This is a genomic window from Acinetobacter sp. CFCC 10889, from assembly GCF_003268395.1.
Taxonomy (GTDB): domain Bacteria; phylum Pseudomonadota; class Gammaproteobacteria; order Pseudomonadales; family Moraxellaceae; genus Acinetobacter.
Genome location: NZ_LQXQ01000016.1, coordinates 15,503 through 39,472 on the forward strand (window position 1 = coordinate 15,503; position 23,970 = coordinate 39,472).

Sequence of the window (23,970 nt, forward strand, 5' to 3'; positions counted from 1 at the left end):
CGATAGAGATGAAAGCAATTTTTTTAGGAAAATTCCAACCGCCACATTTAGGACATGTCCGTACGATTTTGAATGTAGCAAAGGATTATGAACAGCTTATTATTGGTATTACCAAAGGTACACCAAAAATAATCGACTATGGTGAAGTTTATTCCATTTTATCAGAGGTTTTATCAACATGTAATAATATAGAAGTTGTTTTAATTGATGGCATGGTTGAAGCTGGAACAGCTTCTTTATCAAATTTTTCATTTGATATTGTGGTTTCTGGTAATCATAAGGTATTAGATGTATTAAAGAAACAGGGTTATAAAACTAGATTTTGGTCTAGAACAGAAGGTCTAGGATATAGTGGTAGCGAAATACGGGAGTTATCACAAAGTCAAAATACTATTGCATTAGAGGATAAAAAACAGTTATATCAATTTCAATTAATGAAAATAAGTGAGTTAAAACCATTGGAACGAGTTTTGCCTCACCATCTTAAAAATATTGAAGAATTAATACTAAAAGATGGCATGATTAAAAAACCAATTATTGTAGATAGTAAGTATAATATTGTGCTTGATGGTTCATATCGTTATGCTTTTTTGATGAGATATGGGTTTAAATATGCTCCTGTGATTCGCATTCATTATGATGATGAATCAATTTTTGTTGGTAATCATTTACGCCATCGCTTCTTGAGAGATGAGAAATATATTATTTCAAAATCCGAGGTGATTTCACGAGCTGTGAATGAAAATTTATTTGATGCTCGGACAGTAAGGCATTTTTTTCCATTTAGAAAAACCGAACATATTGCAACTCTAACAGATCTTTCAAAAGGTGAAATGCGAGATATTTCTTACTTGTTACAAGAGATTTCTATTGAAGAAGAAATTTTACAGGATATGAATTATATTGCTGAAATTAATGAAGAGTTAGATATTTTACAGGCTTATATCATTGAACAAGAAGAAGTAAAAAATTATCTTAAATTTCAAATTGAGAAAATGAAAAAACTCTAATTCGGAGATTTGGTATAAATATGCAGCAGGAGCAGTGAATAATATGTATGTTTTATCTGGTAAGGGAAGTGTAGCTGGTGCAGACTTGGTAAATTATATTGTAAAAAAATGTCAAGAGAATGGTATTTTATGGGATGAAGATTTGCCGGAATATACTCTAGACTTTTTAACACAACTCCCCTCTGTTTCTAAGAGTATTCGAGAAAAGCAGACAGATAATTTGATCTCGATGATAAGTCAACAGCTACAAAGTGTTCAAACTAGATATAATGCTTATATGTTGTTATGTTTTACTGCACATCAACTCATTCCACAATTAGATACTCAACTTAGCTGTGTTAATCTAGTCGATTTGGCTTTTCAGAAATTGGATAATTATGAAAAAATAGCATTTCTTGGTACAAAAGAAAGTTTACCCGTAAATGATCATAGATTTATACTATTAGAAAATCATCAAGAACTCATAGGCGATTTAATCACCACTGTAAAACGCGGTTATGCTCGAATGGGGGATGGTTATGCAGGACATCCTAAAAAAATATTAGAAAAAATTTTAAAATTATACCTAGAGAATGGTATTTCAAAGTTTTTTTTAGCATGTACAGACTTACATATATGTAAACAATATCTTATGGATTTTGGCATTCAAGAATTTGATATTGTTGATATTATTGAGATAGCTGGAGATGAGATTATTCGATTACATGGGAGAAAATATGTAAGCTCTTTTTTGGATGAGGTTTCTGACGCAAGAACCTATTTTAGATATAAATACTTATCTGGATCAGACTCTCCTCAAATTGATAGTAAAACGCAACATTTTTATCAAATTATTAATCATTTACCTGAAATTCATTCAGAAGAAATTACTATTCTTGACATAGGAGGTAGTTCTTCTGGGCATTCTATTACTTTAGCAAATCATTTTTTACCACGTCATTCTCGTATAACGTTACAGGATATTTCTTTAGATAGTTTAAATCATGCAAAATCTTTATATACTGGGCAGGAACATATAAAAACTATTTTTGAATGTGGAAATATTGAAGATTATCAAGTGGATTGTAAATTTGATATTGTTTTATGTCTTGGTGTTCTTATTTGTATATCTAATGATAAAAAATTTGAAAGTATTATAGAGAAGATTTCTAGTTTGATGTTATCAGGTAGCTTTTTAATCACAAGAGATGGTCTTACAGAAGAAGAGAAAAAAATATATATGAGTTTTGGTGGTGTTATTCGGAATGAAAAATATTATAAATCTGTGTTTGAGCGTTATGGGTTTTCTGCAGTTACAGAAAGCAGTTTTATAATAGACATGCCTATTTATCGAAATATTAGAACTACTTTATGGCGGAAAAATTAATATGATTCAAAAAGTTGTATGTGATGGTAAGTTGCTCTCTATTATTATTAGATATACTTTCGACAAAGAAGGAATTGAGTTTTTTACACCTGATGATTTCTCTCAACAACTTGCATACATGAAACGTCCTAAGGACTATGTCATTGCGCCACATGTACATAACCCTGTCCCTCGTGAAGTACAGTTTACGAAGGAAGTTTTGTATTTAAAAAGTGGTAAAATAAGAGTAGATTTTTATGATGATCAACAAAATTATTTAGAAAGTACTATTCTGGATGCTGGTGATGTAATACTTTTAGCATTTGGAGGTCATGGTTTTGAAATGTTAGAAGAATCTGAAATTATTGAAGTTAAACAAGGTCCCTATGCAGGGGATTTAGATAAAACTCGATTTGAGCCTGTTCCAAGTGATCAACTGGTAGTGAAATAGATGATTCCTGTAAATGAACCTTTGTTAAATGGAAATGAAAAAAATATCTAAATGAATGTATAGATACTGGATGGATCAGTTCAGAAGGTTCATTTATCACACGTTTTGAACATGAGATGTCAGCTTATGTTGGGCGTAAATATGCAGTTGCTGTAACAAATGGTACAGCAGCATTGGAAATGGCGATAGTAGCATTAGATATTAAAGCAGGGGATGAAGTGATTATACCTAGCTTTACAATCATTTCATGTGCACAAGCAGTCGTAAAAGCAGGAGCGATCCCTGTTCTTGTTGATAGTGAATATGATAGCTTTAATATGTGTGTAGAGCAGATTGAAGCTAAGATTACAAAAAAGACAAAAGCAATCATGATCGTACATATTTATGGTTTGCCTGTAGATATAGACCCTATTCTAAAGTTGGCGAAAAAGTATGATCTAAGAGTGATTGAAGATGCAGCTGAAATGCATGGACAGACTTATAAAAATAAAAAATGTGGCAGTTTTGGTGACATTGGTATATTTAGTTTTTATCCAAATAAGCACATAACTACAGGTGAGGGGGGGATGATACTTACAGACGATGAGAATATTTATAATCGCTGTAAATCATTACGTAATCTTGGATTTTCATCTGACTCAAGTAAGAGATTTATTCATGAAGAGCTGGGTTGGAACCTCAGAATGACTAATTTACAAGCAGCACTTGGTGTTGCTCAGTTAGAACGGATAGAAGAATTTGTTGAGAAAAAGCGTTGGATTGGGAATTTATATCAAGAATTACTCAAAGATATAGAAGGAATTAATTTACCCATTAAATCAAAGCAATTTTCTGAAAATATTTATTGGGTATTTGCTATTACCTTAAAAGATGAGCATTCTAAAACTGCCCAACAAGTGATGAAAGAGTTAGGAGCTAAGGGGATTGGTACACGTCCATTTTTTTACCCGATGCATCAGCAACCAGTTTTTAAAAAAATGGATTTATTTCAAAATGAAAGCTATCCAAATGCAGAAAAACTTTATGAAAATGGGTTTTATATCCCAAGTGGATTAGGGTTGACGAAATCGCAGATTTTTGAAGTTTCTAAAGTATTACATGAGATACTAGTATGAAATTTATTAATTGGTTCTTAGTGTTATTAGTGGATATTAAAAGATACCTTAGTTTTAATTATAATCATGGTAAATTTAAAGGTATATATTCTTCATTTGATGAGGCTACAAAAGAAGTAAGGATTTTAAAAACATATAATGAAGATGAGGTAGTTGATTCATGTTTAGATATATTTAGTGATAATGATAAAAAAATAATGGAATATGAATATCCTATTTTTTTCTGGCTAAGGCAAATTTTTTCAGAAATAAAAAATGATAAAGAGATTAGAGTTTTTGATTTTGGAGGAAGATTTGGAGGGCATTTTTTTAAATTTCTACCTTTTGCAAGAGATTATAATTTTTTTTGGTTAGTATGTGAGGTCGAGAAAATGGCTATTATGGGACAAAGAAAATTTGAGAATGAGCAATTAAAATTTACTTTTTCTTTTGAAGATATTAATGGTAGTGATATATTTTTATCTTCTGGGGCAATTCAGTATGTTGATAGTTTATCTTTATCAAATACCTTGATGACATTTCCAAATAAACCAAAGTATATTTTACTTGCGCGGCTTCCTATGCAAACCCAAGTAAAAAAATATGTAACATTACAAAATCAAAAAATTGCATTTATTCCGCAGTATGTTTTTAATAAAAAGGATTTTATACAAGAAATGAATGATATTAACTACGAGTTAGTCAGTGAATGGAATGATTTTTCAGATAGTTGTGTTATCCCATTTCATAGGGAAAAAAGTGTATCTTCATATACAGGATTGTATTTTAGATTAAGAGATGATGTATGACACAATTTGGCGATTTATATTCACAATATTATGATTTGCTTTATCAAGATAAAGATTATCAAGCGGAAGTAAATTATGTTACATCTTTGATTCAACAAAGTTCATCTGAAGCCCAAACGATTTTAGATTTAGGATGTGGGACAGGAAAACATGCTGAATTATTTTGTGAAAAAGGCTTCATCGTTCATGGTGTTGATTTAAGTGAGGATATGTTGGATGTTGCTGAAAAGCGTAGAATTGGTAAAGAAAGTCAATTGAGTTTTAGCCATGCAAATATTCAAAACTTAAAATTGAATAAAAAATTTGATGTAGTAACTTCATTATTTCATGTCATGAGCTATCAAAATTCAAATCAAGAATTGGCTCAAGCTTTTAGAGTGGCGAAAGAACATTTGGTTGATGACGGAATTTTTATTTTTGATTTTTGGTATGGTCCAGCAGTACTGACTGACTTACCAACAACAAGAATTAAACGACTTGAGAATGATCAGATTAAAGTGACTAGGTTGGCTGAGCCTGTTTTATATGTGCAGAAAAATATTGTTGATGTATATTATAATATTTTTCTTAAAGATAAAGAGACCCAAAACTTTGCAGAGAAACGAGAATTACATTCTATGCGGTATTTATTTGATACTGAATTAGAGTTAATTTGTAATGAGGTTGGCTTTGATATTTTAAATAAATATGAGTGGATGAGTCAAAATACTCCAAATTTTAATAGCTGGAATGTAGTATGGATACTCAAAAACTCAATATAGCCTGTGTATTTGAAGGTGATATAGAAAGTGGTGGAGGGTTTCAGACTCAATTATCAACAATTTTGAAATTATCTAAAAATGATAAGTATAAAATAACAGCATTTACATTTTCAAATAAAAATAAAGAGTTGCTAATTAAGCATGGCTTAAATGTAGTTTGTCTTAAAACTAGTATTTTTGATAAAATATTAAAAATTTTTAGCTTGCAAATTTGGTTTCAAATTTTAAGGTTTAAATGGAAAACTACGTTTGAAAAATCTTTAGATAATCATTCTATAGATTTAGTCTATTTTTTATCTCCATCAAGTTTGGCACTTTATTTGATAGATCATAATTATATTTATACTGTTTGGGATTTATGTCATAGAGATATGCCAGAATTTCCTGAGGTTAATTATTACCGTGAATTTGAATTGAGAGAGAATTTGTATACTTTAGTATCTAAAAAGGCTGTGGCTATTTTAACTGATTCAAAGTTGGGTAAGGATAATTTAATTAGAAGGTATGGGGTTGATTCAGAACGTATTTTTAATATTTCTTTTGCTCCTTCTATTAATGCTAAAGAATCTAATTTTATTAATATTAAAGAAAAATATAATATTGAAAGTAATTATATATATTATCCAGCTCAGTTTTGGGCTCATAAAAATCATGTATATATTATAGATGCAATAGTTAAGTTGAAGAATAAAGGAATTTTATTAGCTGCAGTTTTTAGTGGTTCTGATAAAGGAAATTTAGAATATATTTTGGGTTATGCAAAAAAATTAGATGTTGAACATTTGATTCATTATATCGGTTTTGCACCAAATGAAGAAATTTATTATTTATACAAACAATCACTTGCATTGGTAATGCCAAGTTATTTTGGACCAACAAATATTCCACCTTTAGAGGCTTTTGTTATTGGAACACCTGTTATTTATTCAGATCTAGATGGATTACGTGAGCAGGTGGAAGGTGCTGCACTTTTGTGTGATTTGAAAAATAGTAGTCATCTAGTGGAGCATTTGGAACTATTAATTAATAGTTCAGAGAAAAGAATAGAGCTTATTGAGTTGGGTTATAAGAGATTAGAAGAGTTACAGAAGTCTTCAATTGATCAAACACTGATAAAAATTTTTGATGATTATTCTGTTAAAGTAAAATGTTGGAAGTTTCTATGAAAAAAGCACTTATCACAGGAATAACAGGTCAAGATGGTTCATATCTAGCTGAGTTCTTATTAGAAAAAGGCTATGAAGTACATGGCATAAAACGACGTGCTTCAAACTTTAATACACAGCGTATTGACCATATCTATCAAGATCCGCATGTAGATCATCAACGTTTAGTACTTCACTACGGTGATTTGACTGATTCATCAAACTTAACTCGTATTATTAATGAAGTCCAGCCAGATGAAATCTACAACTTAGCAGCTCAATCTCACGTGGCAGTTAGTTTTGAATCTCCTGAATATACTGCGGATGTAGATGCATTGGGTACATTACGTTTATTGGAAGCCATTCGTTTTTTAGGATTAGAGAAAAAAACCAAGTTTTATCAGGCTTCTACTTCTGAGCTTTATGGTTTAGTACAAGAAACGCCACAAAAAGAAACGACACCATTTTATCCACGCTCTCCATATGCTGTAGCTAAATTATATGCATATTGGATCACAGTGAACTACCGTGAAGCCTATGGAATGTTTGCCTGTAATGGAATTTTATTTAATCATGAATCTCCACGACGTGGAGAAACCTTCGTTACACGCAAAATTACTCGATCATTTGCCAATATGGCTGTAGGTTTAGAAGAATGTCTATATCTCGGAAATATGGATGCACTTCGAGACTGGGGGCATGCAAAAGACTATGTACAAATGCAGTGGATGATGTTGCAACAAGATCGACCACAAGACTATGTTATCGCCACAGGAGAGCAATATAGCGTTCGTCAGTTTGTAGAATGGTCAGCAAATGAACTGGGTATACAGCTACGCTTTGAAGGTGAAGGTATCGACGAGGTGGGTATAATTGAATCAATTCACTCAGAACAATGTTCATCATTAAAAGTAGGACAAATTATCGTGAGAGTCGACCCTCGATATTTTAGACCAGCAGAGGTTGAAACACTACTTGGTGATGCGACAAAAGCAGAGCAAGAATTAGGTTGGAAAGCCCAAATTAGTGTCAAAGAGTTATGCGCTGAAATGGTTCAACATGATCTAAAGACAGCGCAAAAAAATTCTTTATTAAAACAGCATGGTTTTACAATTGATGTTTCTTTGGAAAAGTAAGTTATGAATTCACAACGTATTTTTGTGGCAGGCTCTAGAGGAATGGTGGGTTCAGCGATCATCCGACAACTTGAGCAAGATCAAACTTGTGAAATTATAATAGCCTCAAGACAGGAGCTAGATTTGTGTGATCAAGCTTCTGTAAATACTTTTTTTAAGAGAAATAAAGTAGATCAAATATACTTAGCAGCAGCAAAAGTTGGGGGAATTGGGGCAAACTCACAATATCCAGCTGATTTTATTTATCAAAATCTAATGATACAGAATAATGTGATCAATGCTGCACATTATAATGATGTGCAAAAATTACTATTTTTAGGGTCTTCATGTATTTACCCTAAATTTGCTCAACAACCTATTGCTGAAACTGAGCTACTTACTGGATATTTAGAGCCTACGAATGAACCTTATGCAATTGCAAAGATTGCAGGAATCAAAATGTGTGAAAGTTATAATCGCCAATATAAGCGTGATTATAGAAGTGTGATGCCAACAAATTTATATGGTATCCATGATAATTTTCATCCTCAGAATAGTCATGTTGTTCCAGCACTGATACGTCGTATTCATGAAGCAAAAAAAGCCAATATAGATTGTGTTGAGATATGGGGTACAGGGCAACCATTACGTGAGTTTTTATATGTTGATGATATGGCTGAAGCTTGTGTGCATATTCAAAACTTAGAGTTGAGCACTTATCAGCATCATATCACTCCAATGTTGTCTCATATCAATATTGGAACTAATGAAGAAGTCTCGATCTTACAGCTTGCAAATGTCATCAAAGACGTTGCTGGATTTAAAGGACAGTTAATCTTTGATTCAACACAGCCAGATGGGGCTCCACGTAAGTTGTTAAATAGTCAAAAATTAAATAAATTGGGGTGGAAATCTAAAATCGGACTAAAACAAGGTATTAAAATCACGTATGATTGGTTTATAGAAAATGAAAATCAATTAAGACAAGTCTGATTGGGGAAAGCGGATGATTGTTCCTGTGATTTTGGCAGGAGGTTCTGGTACACGATTATGGCCATTATCTCGTAGTAGTTATCCAAAACAATTCTTAAGATTATTAAACCAATATTCTTTATTGCAAAATACAATTTTAAGACTAAAGAACTTAGATTTACCTATTGTCGCGCCGATTATTATTTGTGGAGAAGAGCACCGCTTTATTGTTGCCGAACAATTGAGAGAAATTGATATTCATGAAGCAGATATTATTCTAGAGCCGATAGCAAGAAATACGGCGCCTGCGATTACACTTGCTGCATTGCATGCACAAAAAAAATATCAACAAAATGATATACGATTGTTTGTTCTTTCGGCAGACCATGAAATACAAAATCATGGTGCATTTAAATCAAGTATTGAACAAGCCTATGAACATTTGAATATTTCACCTGTTGTAATTTTTGGGATTAAACCAACCTACCCTGAAATAGGTTATGGTTATATCAAATATAGTGAGTCTATAAATTCTGATACTATTTATCATGTTGAAGATTTTGTAGAAAAACCTGATTTAAAAACAGCAGAAGAATACTTGAGAACGGACCAGTATGCGTGGAATAGCGGTATGTTCATGTTTGATCTTTTTGCATTTTTGAAACTAATAGATCAATTTGCTAATGAGGTAAAAAAGTCATGCTTAAATGCCTATGAAAAAGCAAAATCAGATTTAGACTTTATACGTATTGGTATAGATGATTTTAAACTATGTCCTGATATTTCGATCGACTACGCATTAATTGAAAAGGTGGATGATTTACTTATGGTGCAACTAGATGCTGGTTGGAGCGATATTGGATCTTGGTCAGCACTTTGGGATATTCAAGAAAAAGATGAAAATCAGAATGTTATTCAGGGGGATGTTATTCAATTACTGAGTCAAAATAATTTGGTCTATGCACAAGATAAATTAGTCAGTCTCCTTGGGGTAGAAAACTTGATTATCGTTGAAACGAAAGATGCTTTATTGATTGCGAATAAAACACATATGCAGCATGTAAAGGATATTGTCCAAATTTTAAAAAATAATCAGCGATCAGAAGTATCAATACATCGTGAGGCTTTTCGACCTTGGGGAAAATATGAGTGTATAGATGTGGGATCACGTTATCAAGTGAAGCGGATTACTGTGAATAAAGGTGAAAAATTATCTTTACAGTTACATCATCATCGCGCCGAGCATTGGATTGTTGTAAACGGTACAGCAAAGGTACGAAAAGGTGAGAATAGCTTTTTATTAAGTGAAAATGAATCAACTTATATTTCTATTGGAGAAATACACTCTTTAGAAAACCCTGGATGTATTCCGTTGGAATTAATTGAAATACAGACTGGCTCATATTTAAGTGAAGAGGATATTCAACGTTTCGAAGACTTATATGGACGTATTTAATAATGTTAAAAAACAATAAGTATAAAATTAGTATCATTACTGCTGCTTATAATGCTGAATCATGTATTCAAAATTTGATAGAAAGCTTAAGGACTCAACATGATAAAGATTTTGAATGGGTAGTTGTTGATGGTGCTTCAACAGATAAGACTTTAGAGATCCTAAATGAAGTAAAGGATTTAAATATAAAAATTATTTCAGAACCTGATTTTGGAATTTACGATGCCTTAAATAAGGGTATTAAAGCTTGCTCTGGGGAATATTATTTAGTTGCGGGAGCTGATGATGTTTTTTTTGAGAATGCGGTAAAAGATTATAAGAGAGCAATTGAAATAGATACTGATATGGTTACGGCTAATATTAAGATGAATGGAAAAATATCAAAAGTAGATAAGAAGCCATCTTGGTTGGTTGGTCAATTTCATTGGGTAACATCGCATGCTTTGGGATTGTTAATTAAAAAAAAATTACATGATCAATTTGGATATTATTCAAAAAATTTCCCTATTGCCGCTGACCAATTATTTATTAAAAAATGTTGTCAAAACGGTGTTAATATTAAATATATTAATAATTTAGTTGGTGAATTTGGTATGTCGGGTGTGAGCTCAGAGGATCAAATAGGGACATGCACTGAATTTTTTAGAGTACAGTTATTAACAGAGCGTAATAAATGGCTTCAGGTCATTTTATTTCTGCTAAAGTTATGTAAGAGGTTGGTGTGAGGTGTGTTGATAAAAAGGCGACTTTCACTTTCTAAACTATAGATATTTATTAGGGGGATTGAAATATGCAAAAAACCAAAGTTTTATATAGTAGAATTCAAGGTCGAAGTAATAAAATTAAAACTCTAGATTAATATATATTCTGCTAGTCTAGAGTTTGAATGTTTTATAATGAGTTTAAATCTTTTATTTTTAGATAAGCTTTCATTGCTATACTCTCCCATGTCATAGTATCTAATTTTTGTAAAATAATAGGATCATTTAGTTGTTTTTCAATAACTTTTGCTAAATCATCGCTATTATAGCATTGTGCTAAATAATCTTTTGGTAATACATTAATATATTCAGGAAAATCCTCAAGAATGTTAGCGCTTTCTGTTGCAATTATAGGCTTACCAATAGCGATATATTCTGCTATTTTGCAGGATGTTCCATAATTAATTTGGTTGGATCTGCGATATGGAATTGCAAGTAGATCACATGCGGAAATAGCAATAGGAACTAGGTTGAAATCTAGATTTCCTAAATAGTGAATGAAATTGTAGTTTAAATTTATATTATCAGTATTTTTACCTGCTATTAATATTTTTATATCTATTCTATTTTTTCTAAGCTTATCAACAGCATTAATAAGATCTTCAATTCCTCTAGTATACTCAATACTACCAATATAACCAATAATTAGCTGTTTTTGCGATAAATTGTAATTTTTTCGAGCATTTTCTTTATTAATGGTTTTAAATTTAGAATAATCTACTCCATTTGGAATGATATGATAATTTTTATTTTGATTAATATCTTTTTCTAATAATTTACTTGCAAAAAAAACAAGATTTGATTTTTTTATTAAAAAATGAAATAAATTACTAAATCCTAAATTTTTATATCCAGTAAAGACATCATACTTGTCATAAACATCAAACACAAATTTTCTAAAAGTAACTTTTGCTAAAATATAGCCAAGAAGCCCTATATAGCAGTCACCACTAGCTACAATAATTTTAGGTCTGGAGAAAATTATTTTTAAAATAAAAATTAGAAAATTGAAGCTAAAAATGGGAGTAGATGTGATTTTTAGGTGATTATTTGAGGTTTTAACTTTTTCTTTGGAGTGATAATCAATTAACCAAAGGTGAGTATTATGTAATTGTGACCATTGATATGGTAGTTGATAAATTCGACCAAATTTTTCATGATAAGCATCACGATTAGTATAAAATCTTTTTCCAATAAATAATATTTCCATGTTTTACTCAAAAATGTCATTAAATTTTTTAGTTAAATTACACCAAGCAAATCTTTCAGTATATTCTATACATTCTTGATTTGAGATTAAGTTTTTATTTTCTAAAATATTAATAATGGTATCAGTCATACTTTGATAATCATGATTTTTTATAAGAAATCCAGTTTTTTCATGTCGAACAGCATCAATAATTCCACCTGTAGAAAAAGCAACAGTCGGTGTTCCATGCGCAGCAGCTTCAATAGCAACCATGCCAAAACCCTCAGGATCATCAGGAATATGCTTAACAGGGAAGATATGAATATCAGCTAAATAATACCATGCAGATAGTAGTTCGTCATTTGAAATATTACCAATAAATAAGATATGGTCTTGAATATTATATTTATTTGCTACAGCAATAATAGACTTCTTACTTTGTAAATTTTTATTCAAAGATTGTGAAGGAGTATCACCAATCACAACAAGAATGGTATTTGGGCTGGCTTGAATAATAGATGGGAGACTATGATCTACAAATTCACGTATTGCCTTACGAGCAGTTAAGCGCCCTACTGAAATAAGAATTTTTTTATTATTTAGATGATATTGCATTTTTAATGTATTTATAAGTTGCTGATTTTTTCTAGGCGGAGGAAAATTAACTCCAGGATGGATTATTTTTAATTTATCTTTTTTAATTTTCTTTTGCAGACATATTTCAAATGTTGGAGTGCTGTTAGCTATTATCTTATCAGCCATTCTAATAGCTGGTATCCAAATTAAACTGTATATAGGGTGATTAGTAGCAATATCTAATCCATGTATATAAATAATACTTTTTTTTCTAAATATTTTTGCCCAAAAAACTGTAATAGGTGCTGTCAGACCGCTACCCGAAAATAAGATATTAGGACGTTGTGTTAAACAGATCCATAAGGTTTTAAAAAAAGCTAAAATTAGAAATATAGGTAAAGGATTAAGTTTTACACCATAAAATTTACAATTAATAGGTGCAACTTTTTTTGCGTCATGATGACTTAATAATAGAACTTCATGATCTTTACTTAATTCATCTGCAATATGCCAGTTTAGGCGTTCCATGCCACCTATTAGCGGTGGAAGGTTTCTTGTTACTATTAAAATCTTTATATTTTTTTTTGACAATTCAAAATTACCTAATAAGGCTGTTGTTAATTGGTGAAGTCTATCAAATTCTCTGTATGAATAAAGTGTTATAATAAAAAAAATTCTATGCAATTTTAGTCATGCATCTAATCCTCCCCATCTTCTCAGCGCTATTACTAGCACTAGCATACCTCTTGCCTTTTCATAAACTGCCATGGACAACCTTTGGTAGTGAGGTTTTGGCTTTTCTATCAGCGATTACACTACTGTGTATGTTTCTGAAAAAAGATCTTAAAATTCCGAAACCACAACTGCTTGTCTTGCCAATATTGTTGATTCCATTGATCCAATACGGCTTTGGACAAATCGTTTATTTTAGTAATGCCTTACTGTGTAGTGCATATCTACTCATGTTTTGGTTGATGGTCATTGTGGGCTATAACCTGTCACTTGATAAAGTGAAACGAGAAAAAGCATTTACCAGTATCAGTATAGTGATTTTGATCGTGGCACTACTTTCAAGTGTGATTGCGATCTTGCAATGGTTAGGGCTGAATACATACTTTGCACCATTGATGAATTTCCTTAAAGGCAATCGTCCTTATGCCAACTTTGCCCAGCCGAATAATCTTGCAACATTTTTAACAATGGCAGTATTTGCCTGTCTATATTTCTATGAAAAAAGACTACTTTCAAATATTGTCCTGATTCCCTCCGCATTGATCCTCATCTTTACTATTGCGCTCACACAGTCCCGTACTTCTTGGGTGGTGTGCTTATTTGTGCTGATTTATTTAGCAATTAAACAATTTAATCAACCAAAACGTTTTGGTTTTGCTAAGTTATTGTTATGGGTTGGTGCATTTATTGCTGCAATTGCTTTGTTGCCTTATTTTAATGCTTTGATTAGTACAGTGTCACAACAAGAGGTTGTTGATACCGCTAGTGTTGTCGAGCGAGCATCATCTGGTTATAAGCGTTTAGATATGTGGTCACAAACTTGGGTAGCGATTCAACAACAACCTTGGTGGGGTTATGGTTGGAATCAAACAGGTATGGCACAGATTGCTGCATTTGATTTACGTCCAAATTGGGAGTGGTATAAGACCGCACATAATGTCATTTTAGACTTGTTGGTTTGGAATGGAATCCCACTTGCTATATTGATTATTTTATATGTGGTCGGTTGGTTGTATTGGTTAAATAAGGGGATTCGAGAGCCGATTTCTTTGACCGCAAGCTTGATGGTTTGTGCGATCTTAATCCATGCCTTATTAGAATATCCGATTCATTATGCTTATTTTTTACTACCAATGGGCTTTTTGTTGGGGATTATTCAAGCGCAATATCCATATTTACCAAGTAAAAATTTAAAGCCTGCGTTTACGCTGAGTTTGGTATTCATTGGTATTACGCTATGTGTAGTGGTGTATCGAGATTATCAGCTATATCGTCAACAAAGTGTATTTGTAAGTATCAAAAAGCCACTGACAGCAACACAGCAAGCGGTGATGGACCAACCGATTTGGCTATTGTCCCAGTTTGATGAGCGGGTGTGGTGGATTGGTTTAGACCCAGCAACCAAAATGACGGATGTAGAGTTGCAGCATTTAGATCGTATGGTGGCAAATTTAGCCTCTAAATATGATTTATTAAAATATGCACAAGTGCTTGCATTCAATGGTAAAAAAGCAGAAGCAGAACATCAACTTTGGATTTTATCTGAGTTGCATCGCGACAAGCGTAATTATCAGGATATTTTGCCGAAAGCTGAAAAATAGCCATAAAAAATCCCTTTGCTAACGCTTTCCAGTAACAAAGGGATTTTTTGCAGAAGAAAAAATTACATTTGGCTTTGAATATAATTTTCGATACCAACACTATCAGTCAGGTCAATTTGTGTAGTGAGCCAATCCCAATATTCTTCTTCTTTTTCAAGAATTTCTTGCACTAAATCACGGGTTACATAGTCAAGATGTTGTTCAGCCAGTGCAACCGTTTTTTGTAGTGCTTCAATATTTTCTTTGACTTTACGAATGTCGCAATTGAGCACTTCTAGCGTATGTTGCCCGATATATAATTTACCTAAATGCTGCAAATTCGGTAAACCTTCCAAAAATAAAATACGTTCAATCACTTTGTCCGCATGTTTCATTTGGCGGATCGACTCTTTGTATTCTGCTGAGCCAAGTTGCTCGATACCCCAATCATTAAACATGCGTGAATGTAAAAAATATTGGTTAATCGCTGTTAAATGGTGGTAAAGCACTTGGTTGAGTTGGTTAATAACGTCACGATTGCCTTTCATGGTGAATGCTCCATTTAAAATCTGTGCCTCAAAGTATTTTTAAGGCAATCCATTATTGAATCATAATCAAATTTGCATAGAGTTTCGAGCATTTTATAGAACAGCAAATGAAAATCGCAATCAAAATCATGAGAGGAGCTGATTCATTTTGAGTGATCTTTTATGATAAAAAGTACTTGATTTGTATTTAAAAATAAAATGGTAAAGCTTTTAAAAAGAAACCCGCTTTGAGTCGAAGCGGGGGAGGAGGATGATCATCACTGATCATAGAGGGATTATTATCATTATTTAAAAAAATCAAAAATACAGCTAGGCAGCAACAGAAATCCGTGCAGCAATTAAAGATAATTCTTCATTGATAATGCTTTTTGCTTCAGGTGCACAACGACCACAGCATGTCCCTAAGTCCAATAGTTCACGAACGTCACGATAGCTTTCAGCTCCATTCGCCATGGCATCTTTAATATCTTGATCTGTAATACCACGACATAAGCAAACGTACATGAGAATCAACCACAGGTTTAAATGCGATAATTGATATTATTGATAATTATTATCGTTTGTCAATGAAATTCATTTAAATATCTGTTTTTTGTTGATTGGCTTTTTGGATAAAAAAATACCACTTGATCGGTGGTATTTTAATTTAAACTTAATTGTATGATATTTATATGAATTATTTTTCAATAATCACAATACCATCCATTTCAACTAAGGCATTTTTAGGTAGGCTTGCAACACCCAATGCAGCACGTGCTGGATAAGGTTGTGCAAAATATTCCCCCATGATTTGATTCACAAGTTGGAAGTGAGACAAATCGGTCAAGAAAATGTTGAGTTTTGCGATATCGGCAAGAGAGCCACCTGCAGCTTCACAGACTGCTTTTAAATTATCAAAGACACGGCGAATTTGAGCTTCAATGCCTTCTACCAGCTCCATACTGTATGGGTCTAAGCCAATTTGACCTGACAGATAAAGTGTATTCCCAACTAAAATGGCTTGAGAATAAGTACCGATCGCAGCAGGGGCATTTTCAGTATGAATCACTTGGCGGGACATCAATTTCTCCTATTTTTCAATTCAATTCATCATATCGGATGAATGGTATTCTCGAAAGGCATATCGGTTTATCTGATTAACACGCTTTGGACACTTGTGGGCTTGCGATGGGCATAGCTAAACGTGTGACACGTGGGAAGCCAAACAGCATACGCAGTTCACGAATAATCTGTGCGATTTGCTTACGGTCTTTGACCACAATATTTACAAATGTTTTTTCGTCACGACTTTGTACTGATTCAACTCCAGTTTTGAGTTTACGACATAAATAAATCAGTTCTGATACTTGTTCATCATTTAAGACCAGATCAATACTTAAATATGCACTAAAGTTAATATCATCTTCAGTTTCAGAGTTCCATTGCAAAGGCATGATATTTTCAGGATGTAAATGTTGCTCATGCAATAAGTTGTGACAACGTGAACGATGTACAATCAAACCACGGCGTGAAATATGCCCCTGAATCGGGTCACCCAACACAGGGTTGCAGCAATGGGCATATTTAACATCAACGCCTTCAGTACCTTGAATCAGACGCTCAGAGGTTGCATTATCTTCTTGGTCTTGAGCAAAGAGATGGTTTGCGACCAATTGTGGTAGTAAATCACCTACAGCGATTTGTTCGTAAAGTGCTTCTTTACTACTGACATGCCGCCACTGCAATAAATCAACCCAGTCTGACTCAGATAGATCCTTGACGGATAGATTAAATAATTTTAGAGCACGATTCAGCGCTTGCTGTCCAACCAAACGTTGTTCCTCAATATCTTGATCTTTCAAAATATGTTGAATTGCTCGGCGTGCTTTTTGTGTATTGATAAAGCTGAGCCAATCTGGATTTGGTGTGGCTAAAACATCAGTAATGACTTCAATCACTTGACCACTTTGCAAAGGTGTAGAAAGCGGTTTAATTTCACCATTGATTTTTGCACCTACTGCATGGTTACCTAAAAACAGGCTCGCTGAATAGGCAAAATCAACGGCTGTTGCACCTTGTGGCAATTCATGTAATTGTCCATGTGGTGTATAGACCCAAATTTTCTCTTGGTGTAAATAGTCTAGTAAGTCGCTAAAAGTCGTTTTTGCACAGTCACCATCCACCAAAATATTTAAATTTTTCATCGAGGCTTGGATCGCAGAGCGACATGCTTGTGGCGCATTTTCACCAAGTACCACACCAAAGCGTGCAGCTTTACGCATTAACTCAGTTTGAATTGTCAGTGATAATGTGGTTTTTTCACCTTTCAAACGCAGCATTAAGGATTGATTACCACCAGGAAGCGGGTAACGAATATGATCTTCATAATGTAGCACTTGGAAATTTTCCCGTAATGCTTCAACTAAGCGATCACAATCTGCAATGCTTTGTAAAATAATTTCAAAGGCATGACTGTGGGTCAGTTCTTGTAGATCAATTTCATTTTTAACAAAGTGACGGAGTAATTCGATATTATTATTTTTCTTTTTAATACGACCTTGAATGCTGTAGGTATGGAGTAAGTCAGCAAGGTTTTGTTCCCAAACGGTTTGATATTTACATCGTTCTGGTTTGGTACTGCGTAATGATTCTTGCACATCGTTATACATATCGAGGTCAAGATTCTGATAACACAGATGTTCTAAGTTATCTGCCATTTCATTCATACCCACAAGACGAGCCATGGGTACGAACACATCAAAGGTTTCTTGTGCAATACGTGCACGTTTATCAGGGCGTAATGACCCTAATGTGGTCATATTATGATAACGATCTGCTAATTTAATAATAATGACACGTGGATCTTGTAAGGTGGCTTGCAAGATTTTTCGGAATGAAGCTGCTTTATTGTATTCTTTATCACTAGAATGGCTAAGTTTTGTTACACCATCGACCAGTTCAGCCACAACACGACCAAATTTTTCGGTAATGTCTTCTTTATTGAAGTCAGTGTCTTCAATCACATCATGTAACAGTGCTGCCATGAGGGTTTCAGCATCCATTCGCATGTGGGCTAAAATACAACTGACCGCAATTGGATGAAGAATATAGGGTTCACCACTTTTGCGAGTCACACCATCATGTGCGATGTCTGCATAATCGCATGCCGCAAGCACCTGCTCGACTTCGCTTGGTTTTAAGTAAGCGTCGATAATAATATTGAGCTGTTGCTTGGCTTGGCTGACCACTTGGCCTGGCATAGAACACCTATTTCCGTATTACAAAATCTAAGGGTATTTCGTCAATGCTCTAATGAAAAGCATATTGAATGAATTGTCAATTTTTTAAAAATAAAAAACCTCTATTTTTTTTAACAAATATTTTTAATTTTGTCGATTACTTATCTAAAGAAATTGCAATAAAAAAGCCTAGTAAATACTAGGCTTTTTTGGAAAACTCAACTTATTGGAAAGAAAAGCCTTCTAAGTTCAAGTTATTCACTGAAAGTGCAAGATCAAGACTTGAAGTTTGATAGTCTTGATCACGTTGTTTCAAAATGTCTTTGGTTACATGTCCTGCTGCAATTTCACGTAAAGCAACAACAGTTGGTTTGTCATTGTCCCACTCTAAAGTTGGTTCAATGCCTTGACGTGCCAATTGACGCGCGCGTTTGCTTGCCACTAGTACAAGCTCAAAGCGGTTGTCTACATGGTCTAAACAATCTTCAACGGTTACGCGTGCCATAAGAGTTCTCGTATGAATATAAATTTTTAAATAGACTGTCAAGTATAAAATGCTTTAACTTTATACTCAAGTTTAATCACGTACTCATTTACTTTCAGGGGTAATTAATTTTGTAATTAAAGCTTGGTGGCGATTTGCTTGCTGACAGAGTTTGAGACGATTTGCATTAATTACAGATTCAAGATCGTGTAGTGCTTTATTAAAATCATCATTGATAATGAGATAGTCAAAATTAACATATTGTTGCATGTCTTCAACAGCACAGCTCAAGCGATGTTCAATGACTTCTACTGAGTCTGTGCCGCGATTTGACAAGCGTTGGCGTAAATCAAACTGAGTAGGGGGCAGGATAAAAATTTGTTTTGATTCAGGAAAAAGTTTACGAACTTGTTCAGCACCTTGCCAATCAATTTCGAGTAAAACATCATGTCCTTTGGCAAGTTGTTCTCTTACAGTCGCTTGAGATGTCCCATAGTAATTACCAAAAACTTCAGCATATTCAATGAAACCGCCTTGATTCACCTGCTCAAGGAAAATTTCTTTACTGGTGAAATGGTAATGAACGCCTTCAAGTTCACCTACACGTTGACCACGTGTGGTATGCGAGACAGAAACGTGTAAATTGCTGACACGCTCAAGTAGGGCTTTCACGAGAGATGTTTTGCCTGTTCCTGATGCAGCAGAAACGACAAACAATAGACCCGACATGATATTTTTCCTGATATGATAAAATATCTTCTCTATTTTAGAGTAGAGTGCACACAAACAAAATAGCTTTTGCAGATTGTTTGTCATTATTCTATAAATTTTATTGAAACTTTGAGTGAGCCTTGAGGGTGTTATGAAAATTGTATTGGCCAATCCACGTGGTTTCTGTGCAGGCGTCGACCGAGCAATTGCAATCGTCAATCGTGCACTTGAATGTTTTAATCCCCCAATTTATGTACGCCATGAAGTGGTACATAACAAATTTGTGGTGGATGATCTTCGTCAGCGTGGTGCAATCTTTGTCGACGAACTTGATGAAGTGCCTGATGATAATATTGTGATTTTTAGTGCGCATGGTGTTTCTAAACAAGTGCAACAAGAAGCTGAACGCCGTGGCTTAAAGGTATTTGATGCAACCTGCCCATTGGTGACAAAAGTACATATTGAAGTGACCAAATATGCCCGTGAAGGGACAGAGGCGATCTTGATTGGTCATGAAGGGCATCCTGAAGTTGAAGGCACAATGGGACAATATGACACGAAAAATGGTGGACATATTTATCTGGTTGAAGATGAACAAGATGTTGAATCTTTACAAGTACAAAATCCTGAAAAAGTTGCATTTGTAACACAAACAACTTTATCGATTGATGATACTGCTAAAGTGATTGATGCTTTGCGTGGTAAGTTTCCACATATTCAAGGTCCACGCAAAGATGATATTTGCTATGCCACACAAAATCGCCAAGATGCAGTTAGAGACTTAGCACAGCAATGTGATGTTGTACTTGTTGTTGGCTCACCAAACTCATCCAACTCAAATCGTTTACGTGAGTTAGCAGAACGCATGGGTAAACATGCATATTTGGTCGATAATGCAGATGAACTACAAAAAGAATGGTTTAAGCCAACCGATCAAATCGGGGTAACTGCGGGAGCATCAGCACCTGAAATTTTAATTAAACAAGTTATTCAACGCTTGCAGGACTGGGGGGCAACACCACCACAAGAACTTGATGGGCGTGAAGAAAATATAACCTTTAGTTTACCTAAAGAGTTAAGGATTCAAGTTACGCAAGCGTAGATATTAATTCACTTTTACAACCGATAATTGTTAAGCAGTTATCGGTTTTTTTGTGCCTCTTATCCGCTATGTATTGGTTTTGTGAAATTTGTTAATAAAATATAAAAATAATAAAGCGTTGTAGGTGAAAAGAATAATGCAAAAAAATAGGGGATTCACCTTGATAGAACTCATTGTGACGATTGCTATATTGGGGATAGTTGCCATGATGGCTGCACCATCCTTTACGAATATACTTAATCAGCGACGACTAGATGCAACTTTTAAAGAACTAGCTCTCTCTATAATGGAAGCAAGAAGTCAGGCTGTAAATATACGACAAAATGTTGAGTTAAAACTTAATTCTACTGATGCTAATACAGAAACTGTACTAAGTTGGAGATCAAAGATAACAAAAGTTACTTTAGAAAATGGGAGCGCAACGAGCATTGTTTTTGAGCCTACAGGAAGTATAAAAGATTTTAATACCGCCACGATGACTTTTTCTATTTGTCACTCAGATTTAGGCGTTTCTAAACGCTTACAACTTACTCGTATGGGGACTATTACTACACTTGCTGAGGGGGTATGCTGATGAGTCTACAAATACAAAAAGGGGTAGGATTAACAGAAGTAATAGTTGCTTTGGTTATTTTAGTTATTGCAGTTTTAGGTTTTGTGGCATTGCAAGTTAGAGCCATTGAGGCTTCTCAAGACGCAGTCTTTAAAACACAAGCTGTACATTTTATGCAATCTTTATCAGAAAATATTCGTGTAAATAATAGAGCTAAAGCAAATTATGTAACAAATGTAAATACTTACCTCTTAGCATCTTCAAAGCCAACAGCAACAGTAAATTGTAACACTACAGTTTGTACACCAGCACAACTTTCAATGTTTGAATCCTATGCAATTGCAAGGCAAGCGGCAATACAAGGCTTGAGTCTAGGTGTGGCAACGTGTCCAGGAATTGCTACCACTACAGCAGCAGATGATAGACGGTTATGTATTTTTAGTGTTTGGAACAATACGACATTAACAGGGACAGCAGCAAGTTTAAATGTCACAAATTGTATGAATAATAATGGTGTGTATGTTGCTTCTTCAAACTGTTTGATGATGGAGAGCTATTAAAATGATAAAAATAAAGCAAAAAGGTTTTACGCTGATTGAATTAATGGTGTCAATTGGATTGGGATTGTTAATTGTGGCAGCTGGTTTGGCTATTTTCTTAAGTAGTTTGAAAAACTCTCGCTTACAAGAAGGGGTATCTCAAATTCAAGATGGGGGGATTTTTGGTCTTGAATATATCGCGAATCAAGTGAGGTTGGCTAATTATGGTAATGTTGAAAATCGGACTTTAAATGATCAAACCTCTAGAGGAGGGGTTGTTTTCACAACAGGATTGCCTACGCAGAGCAATATTAATTTGGCTATGGGAAATGCAAATGCTACGACTGCTTTTGAAAATACAATTGTCACAAGATCTACTAGTGGTCTAAGTAATGTAAGCCTTGCGAGTGATCAGTTAACTATACAATTTGTTGCACCAAACGATATGCAAAATTGCGTAGGTGAAAATGTTCGCAAAGGTGATCGAGTTGTACAGAGATACTTCCTACGTCAAGAGAATAATAAAGCGGATCATGATACAAATATTACAAGCATGGGTTTAGCCTGTGTAGCAAATACACCATTAAATACTCCGAATGCAACCCCTACATTTTTAACTGGGTTTGGAGTTGATAACACTGGTGAAATTATTATTCCTAATGTTGATTATTTTGGCTTTTTATTAGGTGCACGTACTGGTAATAACTATCGTTATTATACAGTAGCCGAATATACAGCAGTGGCAACAGCGGCTCGAAATGCTACTCCAGCTCAGGAAGTTCCTTCAATTGAGATGATTAAAATGGCGGTGCTAATTAGGTCACAAAATGAAGTTAGAACAGCCCCGATTACACTGTCTACATATGAAATTTTAGGAAGAACAGTCACTTTAAATACACCTGCTACGACTGGTGTAACAAATAAATTTGTACGTAATGTATATGTCACGACGATTGCTTTACGTAATGCATTGGGAGACAAATTATGAGAATTACCCAATCATTGGTACCACAAAAGGGTATGACACTAATTACAATTTTAATCATTTTGCTTTTAGTTACAGGAATTGGGGCATTAGCTGTGAAGTATTCTATAACTAGTTTACGAATAGCAAGTAATAGTCAAGTACGTCAATTACTTATTCAATCTGCAGATTTGCCTTTATATATCATTCGTAATAAATCACCTGTTGTATTGCGACGCTTAGATAATGTGGTTGGCTTGGTAATTAATAGTAATTTACCAGATCGAGAATATGTGTTTTGTTATCGACCCCAAACACAGAAAAATTTTGCACCTATTGATAAGGTTGTGCAAATTTCACCGTATAGCACGACTGGGGCAGCGATTACTACCGATACTATGCGCTTGATTTCTGGTGCTAGTAGTAGCTTATGTGATTTAAATTCTGATTTCGGAAGTGCAAGAACAGGCGTAGTAACTCAGGTGGCTGTTTCATTAATTACGGAAAGTGTTGGTGAAGTTGAAAAAGGTGAATATTTACCTGAAGGGACAGATTCAAGTGGAGCAGCTCACTTAGGTGCAAAGATTACTGGTAGTCAACGGATAAGGGTAACTACAACTTCGATGCTACCTGCATATTCAACAGCATCTATAAGTACCGTCCAAAGTCAATGTTTAAGCACATCTCAGCCTAGGCTTAATGATAATACTGAACATCCTACATTAAAAACTTTAAAAGATTGTATATCAGGTTATGGAATTCCTGTGGTATCGCAAACACAAGAGTTTACATTGGCGAATACACTTATCGAAGTTTCTAAACCTGAATAAGACTTATTTTAACTAAATTTATTTT

At 34.0% G+C, this 23,970-nt stretch carries 24 protein-coding genes and 1 pseudogene; 17 read left to right on the forward strand and 8 right to left on the reverse strand.

The genetic code is table 11. The features are described from left to right. Positions 1-8: 8 nt before the first annotated feature. The 11 genes and pseudogenes from AVJ19_RS07740 to AVJ19_RS07790 all read left to right on the forward strand — a co-directional run bounded on the left by AVJ19_RS07740 (position 9) and on the right by AVJ19_RS07790 (position 10,883). Positions 9-1,010, forward strand: a complete 1,002-nt coding sequence (locus AVJ19_RS07740) for a hypothetical protein (RefSeq protein ID WP_162626563.1) — start codon at positions 9-11, stop codon at positions 1,008-1,010. A gap of 43 nt (positions 1,011-1,053) precedes the next feature. Next, complete coding sequence (locus tag AVJ19_RS07745) at positions 1,054-2,376, forward strand: class I SAM-dependent methyltransferase (protein ID WP_111859186.1); 1,323 nt, start codon at positions 1,054-1,056, stop codon at positions 2,374-2,376. Position 2,377: 1 nt separating this feature from the next. After that, positions 2,378-2,806 (forward strand): hypothetical protein, encoded by a 429-nt coding sequence (locus tag AVJ19_RS07750; RefSeq protein WP_111859187.1) that lies wholly within the window; start codon positions 2,378-2,380, stop codon positions 2,804-2,806. A 53-nt stretch (positions 2,807-2,859) separates the two neighbouring features. Then, a pseudogene (locus AVJ19_RS07755) lies at positions 2,860-3,921 on the forward strand (DegT/DnrJ/EryC1/StrS family aminotransferase); the annotation flags it as partial. Then, positions 3,918-4,709, forward strand: a complete 792-nt coding sequence (locus AVJ19_RS07760; RefSeq protein WP_111859188.1) for a methyltransferase, TIGR04325 family — start codon at positions 3,918-3,920, stop codon at positions 4,707-4,709. The pseudogene AVJ19_RS07755 and the gene AVJ19_RS07760, both read left to right, overlap by 4 nt. Next, entirely contained in the window at positions 4,706-5,470 is a 765-nt protein-coding gene (locus AVJ19_RS07765) for a class I SAM-dependent DNA methyltransferase (RefSeq protein WP_111859189.1), read from the forward strand. Before AVJ19_RS07760 ends, AVJ19_RS07765 begins: the two co-directional genes overlap by 4 nt. Then, positions 5,446-6,636: a glycosyltransferase family 4 protein gene (locus AVJ19_RS07770; RefSeq protein WP_111859190.1), complete on the forward strand. Its 1,191-nt coding sequence runs from the start codon at positions 5,446-5,448 to the stop codon at positions 6,634-6,636. The genes AVJ19_RS07765 and AVJ19_RS07770 overlap by 25 nt, the downstream gene beginning before the upstream one ends. Continuing rightward, positions 6,633-7,751 carry a GDP-mannose 4,6-dehydratase gene (gene gmd / locus AVJ19_RS07775; RefSeq protein ID WP_111859191.1) on the forward strand — a complete coding sequence of 373 codons (1,119 nt, stop codon included), beginning with the start codon at positions 6,633-6,635 and terminating at the stop codon, positions 7,749-7,751. Before AVJ19_RS07770 ends, gmd begins: the two co-directional genes overlap by 4 nt. Positions 7,752-7,754: 3 nt before the next feature. Next, positions 7,755-8,723 (forward strand): GDP-L-fucose synthase, encoded by a 969-nt coding sequence (gene fcl / locus AVJ19_RS07780; protein ID WP_111859192.1) that lies wholly within the window; start codon positions 7,755-7,757, stop codon positions 8,721-8,723. 13 nt (positions 8,724-8,736) lie between these two features. Then, on the forward strand, positions 8,737-10,158 hold the full coding sequence (locus tag AVJ19_RS07785; RefSeq protein ID WP_111859193.1) for a mannose-1-phosphate guanylyltransferase/mannose-6-phosphate isomerase: 1,422 nt from the start codon (positions 8,737-8,739) through the stop codon (positions 10,156-10,158). Between the two features lie 2 nt (positions 10,159-10,160). Beyond that, a complete protein-coding gene (locus AVJ19_RS07790; RefSeq protein WP_111859194.1) occupies positions 10,161-10,883 on the forward strand; it encodes a glycosyltransferase family 2 protein in 723 nt (240 codons plus the stop codon). 166 nt (positions 10,884-11,049) lie between these two features. Here AVJ19_RS07790 and AVJ19_RS07795 read toward each other — a convergent pair whose 3' ends face one another. After that, on the reverse strand, positions 11,050-12,129 hold the full coding sequence (locus AVJ19_RS07795; protein ID WP_111859195.1) for a glycosyltransferase: 1,080 nt from the start codon (positions 12,127-12,129) through the stop codon (positions 11,050-11,052). A 3-nt stretch (positions 12,130-12,132) separates the two neighbouring features. Then, entirely contained in the window at positions 12,133-13,275 is a 1,143-nt protein-coding gene (locus AVJ19_RS07800; RefSeq protein WP_228203316.1) for a glycosyltransferase family 4 protein, read from the reverse strand. A 101-nt stretch (positions 13,276-13,376) separates the two neighbouring features. Here AVJ19_RS07800 and AVJ19_RS07805 point away from each other — a divergent pair, with 101 nt between their 5' ends. Further along, the gene (locus tag AVJ19_RS07805) at positions 13,377-15,017 is read left to right on the forward strand and encodes a PglL family O-oligosaccharyltransferase (protein ID WP_111859197.1); all 1,641 of its coding nucleotides are present in this window, start codon (positions 13,377-13,379) and stop codon (positions 15,015-15,017) included. 62 nt (positions 15,018-15,079) lie between these two features. Here AVJ19_RS07805 and bfr read toward each other — a convergent pair whose 3' ends face one another. From bfr to gmk, 6 genes are all read right to left on the reverse strand, one after another. Then, positions 15,080-15,544: a heteropolymeric bacterioferritin subunit Bfr gene (gene bfr / locus AVJ19_RS07810; RefSeq protein WP_111859198.1), complete on the reverse strand. Its 465-nt coding sequence runs from the start codon at positions 15,542-15,544 to the stop codon at positions 15,080-15,082. Between the two features lie 309 nt (positions 15,545-15,853). Then, positions 15,854-16,048 carry a bacterioferritin-associated ferredoxin gene (locus AVJ19_RS07815; protein ID WP_042088554.1) on the reverse strand — a complete coding sequence of 65 codons (195 nt, stop codon included), beginning with the start codon at positions 16,046-16,048 and terminating at the stop codon, positions 15,854-15,856. Between the two features lie 172 nt (positions 16,049-16,220). Next, positions 16,221-16,604, reverse strand: a complete 384-nt coding sequence (locus tag AVJ19_RS07820; RefSeq protein WP_111859199.1) for a RidA family protein — start codon at positions 16,602-16,604, stop codon at positions 16,221-16,223. Between the two features lie 76 nt (positions 16,605-16,680). Further along, a complete protein-coding gene (locus AVJ19_RS07825) occupies positions 16,681-18,783 on the reverse strand; it encodes a RelA/SpoT family protein (protein WP_111859200.1) in 2,103 nt (700 codons plus the stop codon). A gap of 202 nt (positions 18,784-18,985) precedes the next feature. Beyond that, positions 18,986-19,267, reverse strand: coding sequence for a DNA-directed RNA polymerase subunit omega (gene rpoZ / locus AVJ19_RS07830; RefSeq protein ID WP_065993767.1), 282 nt, complete (start codon positions 19,265-19,267; stop codon positions 18,986-18,988). 84 nt (positions 19,268-19,351) lie between these two features. Continuing rightward, positions 19,352-19,975, reverse strand: coding sequence for a guanylate kinase (gmk, locus tag AVJ19_RS07835; protein WP_111859201.1), 624 nt, complete (start codon positions 19,973-19,975; stop codon positions 19,352-19,354). A 133-nt stretch (positions 19,976-20,108) separates the two neighbouring features. On the opposite strand from gmk, the gene ispH reads away from it, so the two are divergent. The 5 genes from ispH (at position 20,109) to AVJ19_RS07860 (ending at position 23,945) form a co-directional block, all read left to right on the forward strand. Next, positions 20,109-21,059, forward strand: a complete 951-nt coding sequence (gene ispH, locus AVJ19_RS07840; RefSeq protein WP_111859202.1) for a 4-hydroxy-3-methylbut-2-enyl diphosphate reductase — start codon at positions 20,109-20,111, stop codon at positions 21,057-21,059. Positions 21,060-21,195: 136 nt separating this feature from the next. Beyond that, the gene (locus AVJ19_RS07845) at positions 21,196-21,633 is read left to right on the forward strand and encodes a GspH/FimT family pseudopilin (RefSeq protein WP_228203317.1); all 438 of its coding nucleotides are present in this window, start codon (positions 21,196-21,198) and stop codon (positions 21,631-21,633) included. Continuing rightward, positions 21,633-22,172, forward strand: a complete 540-nt coding sequence (gene pilV / locus AVJ19_RS07850; RefSeq protein WP_162626565.1) for a type IV pilus modification protein PilV — start codon at positions 21,633-21,635, stop codon at positions 22,170-22,172. The genes AVJ19_RS07845 and pilV overlap by 1 nt, the downstream gene beginning before the upstream one ends. Position 22,173: 1 nt before the next feature. Beyond that, a complete protein-coding gene (locus tag AVJ19_RS07855) occupies positions 22,174-23,139 on the forward strand; it encodes a PilW family protein (RefSeq protein ID WP_111859205.1) in 966 nt (321 codons plus the stop codon). Beyond that, positions 23,136-23,945 (forward strand): PilX N-terminal domain-containing pilus assembly protein, encoded by an 810-nt coding sequence (locus tag AVJ19_RS07860; protein ID WP_111859206.1) that lies wholly within the window; start codon positions 23,136-23,138, stop codon positions 23,943-23,945. The genes AVJ19_RS07855 and AVJ19_RS07860 overlap by 4 nt, the downstream gene beginning before the upstream one ends. Positions 23,946-23,970: the final 25 nt, after the last annotated feature.

What these genes read in the sequence shown, in the direction of transcription:
- ispH (WP_111859202.1), top strand. Translation starts at nt 20,109, where the DNA reads ATGAAAATTGTATTGGCCAATCCACGTGGTTTCTGTGCAGGCGTCGAC.
- rpoZ (WP_065993767.1), bottom strand. Translation starts at nt 19,267, where the DNA reads ATGGCACGCGTAACCGTTGAAGATTGTTTAGACCATGTAGACAACCGC.
- AVJ19_RS07750 (WP_111859187.1), top strand. Translation starts at nt 2,378, where the DNA reads ATGATTCAAAAAGTTGTATGTGATGGTAAGTTGCTCTCTATTATTATT.
- AVJ19_RS07765 (WP_111859189.1), top strand. Translation starts at nt 4,706, where the DNA reads ATGACACAATTTGGCGATTTATATTCACAATATTATGATTTGCTTTAT.
- fcl (WP_111859192.1), top strand. Translation starts at nt 7,755, where the DNA reads ATGAATTCACAACGTATTTTTGTGGCAGGCTCTAGAGGAATGGTGGGT.
- pilV (WP_162626565.1), top strand. Translation starts at nt 21,633, where the DNA reads ATGAGTCTACAAATACAAAAAGGGGTAGGATTAACAGAAGTAATAGTT.
- bfr (WP_111859198.1), bottom strand. Translation starts at nt 15,544, where the DNA reads ATGAAAGGCAATCGTGACGTTATTAACCAACTCAACCAAGTGCTTTAC.
- AVJ19_RS07825 (WP_111859200.1), bottom strand. Translation starts at nt 18,783, where the DNA reads ATGCCAGGCCAAGTGGTCAGCCAAGCCAAGCAACAGCTCAATATTATT.
- AVJ19_RS07785 (WP_111859193.1), top strand. Translation starts at nt 8,737, where the DNA reads ATGATTGTTCCTGTGATTTTGGCAGGAGGTTCTGGTACACGATTATGG.
- AVJ19_RS07740 (WP_162626563.1), top strand. Translation starts at nt 9, where the DNA reads ATGAAAGCAATTTTTTTAGGAAAATTCCAACCGCCACATTTAGGACAT.
- AVJ19_RS07855 (WP_111859205.1), top strand. Translation starts at nt 22,174, where the DNA reads ATGATAAAAATAAAGCAAAAAGGTTTTACGCTGATTGAATTAATGGTG.
- AVJ19_RS07815 (WP_042088554.1), bottom strand. Translation starts at nt 16,048, where the DNA reads ATGTACGTTTGCTTATGTCGTGGTATTACAGATCAAGATATTAAAGAT.
- AVJ19_RS07745 (WP_111859186.1), top strand. Translation starts at nt 1,054, where the DNA reads ATGTATGTTTTATCTGGTAAGGGAAGTGTAGCTGGTGCAGACTTGGTA.
- gmd (WP_111859191.1), top strand. Translation starts at nt 6,633, where the DNA reads ATGAAAAAAGCACTTATCACAGGAATAACAGGTCAAGATGGTTCATAT.
- AVJ19_RS07790 (WP_111859194.1), top strand. Translation starts at nt 10,161, where the DNA reads ATGTTAAAAAACAATAAGTATAAAATTAGTATCATTACTGCTGCTTAT.
- AVJ19_RS07795 (WP_111859195.1), bottom strand. Translation starts at nt 12,129, where the DNA reads ATGGAAATATTATTTATTGGAAAAAGATTTTATACTAATCGTGATGCT.
- AVJ19_RS07770 (WP_111859190.1), top strand. Translation starts at nt 5,446, where the DNA reads ATGGATACTCAAAAACTCAATATAGCCTGTGTATTTGAAGGTGATATA.
- AVJ19_RS07760 (WP_111859188.1), top strand. Translation starts at nt 3,918, where the DNA reads ATGAAATTTATTAATTGGTTCTTAGTGTTATTAGTGGATATTAAAAGA.
- AVJ19_RS07845 (WP_228203317.1), top strand. Translation starts at nt 21,196, where the DNA reads ATGCAAAAAAATAGGGGATTCACCTTGATAGAACTCATTGTGACGATT.
- gmk (WP_111859201.1), bottom strand. Translation starts at nt 19,975, where the DNA reads ATGTCGGGTCTATTGTTTGTCGTTTCTGCTGCATCAGGAACAGGCAAA.
- AVJ19_RS07805 (WP_111859197.1), top strand. Translation starts at nt 13,377, where the DNA reads ATGCATCTAATCCTCCCCATCTTCTCAGCGCTATTACTAGCACTAGCA.
- AVJ19_RS07860 (WP_111859206.1), top strand. Translation starts at nt 23,136, where the DNA reads ATGAGAATTACCCAATCATTGGTACCACAAAAGGGTATGACACTAATT.
- AVJ19_RS07820 (WP_111859199.1), bottom strand. Translation starts at nt 16,604, where the DNA reads ATGTCCCGCCAAGTGATTCATACTGAAAATGCCCCTGCTGCGATCGGT.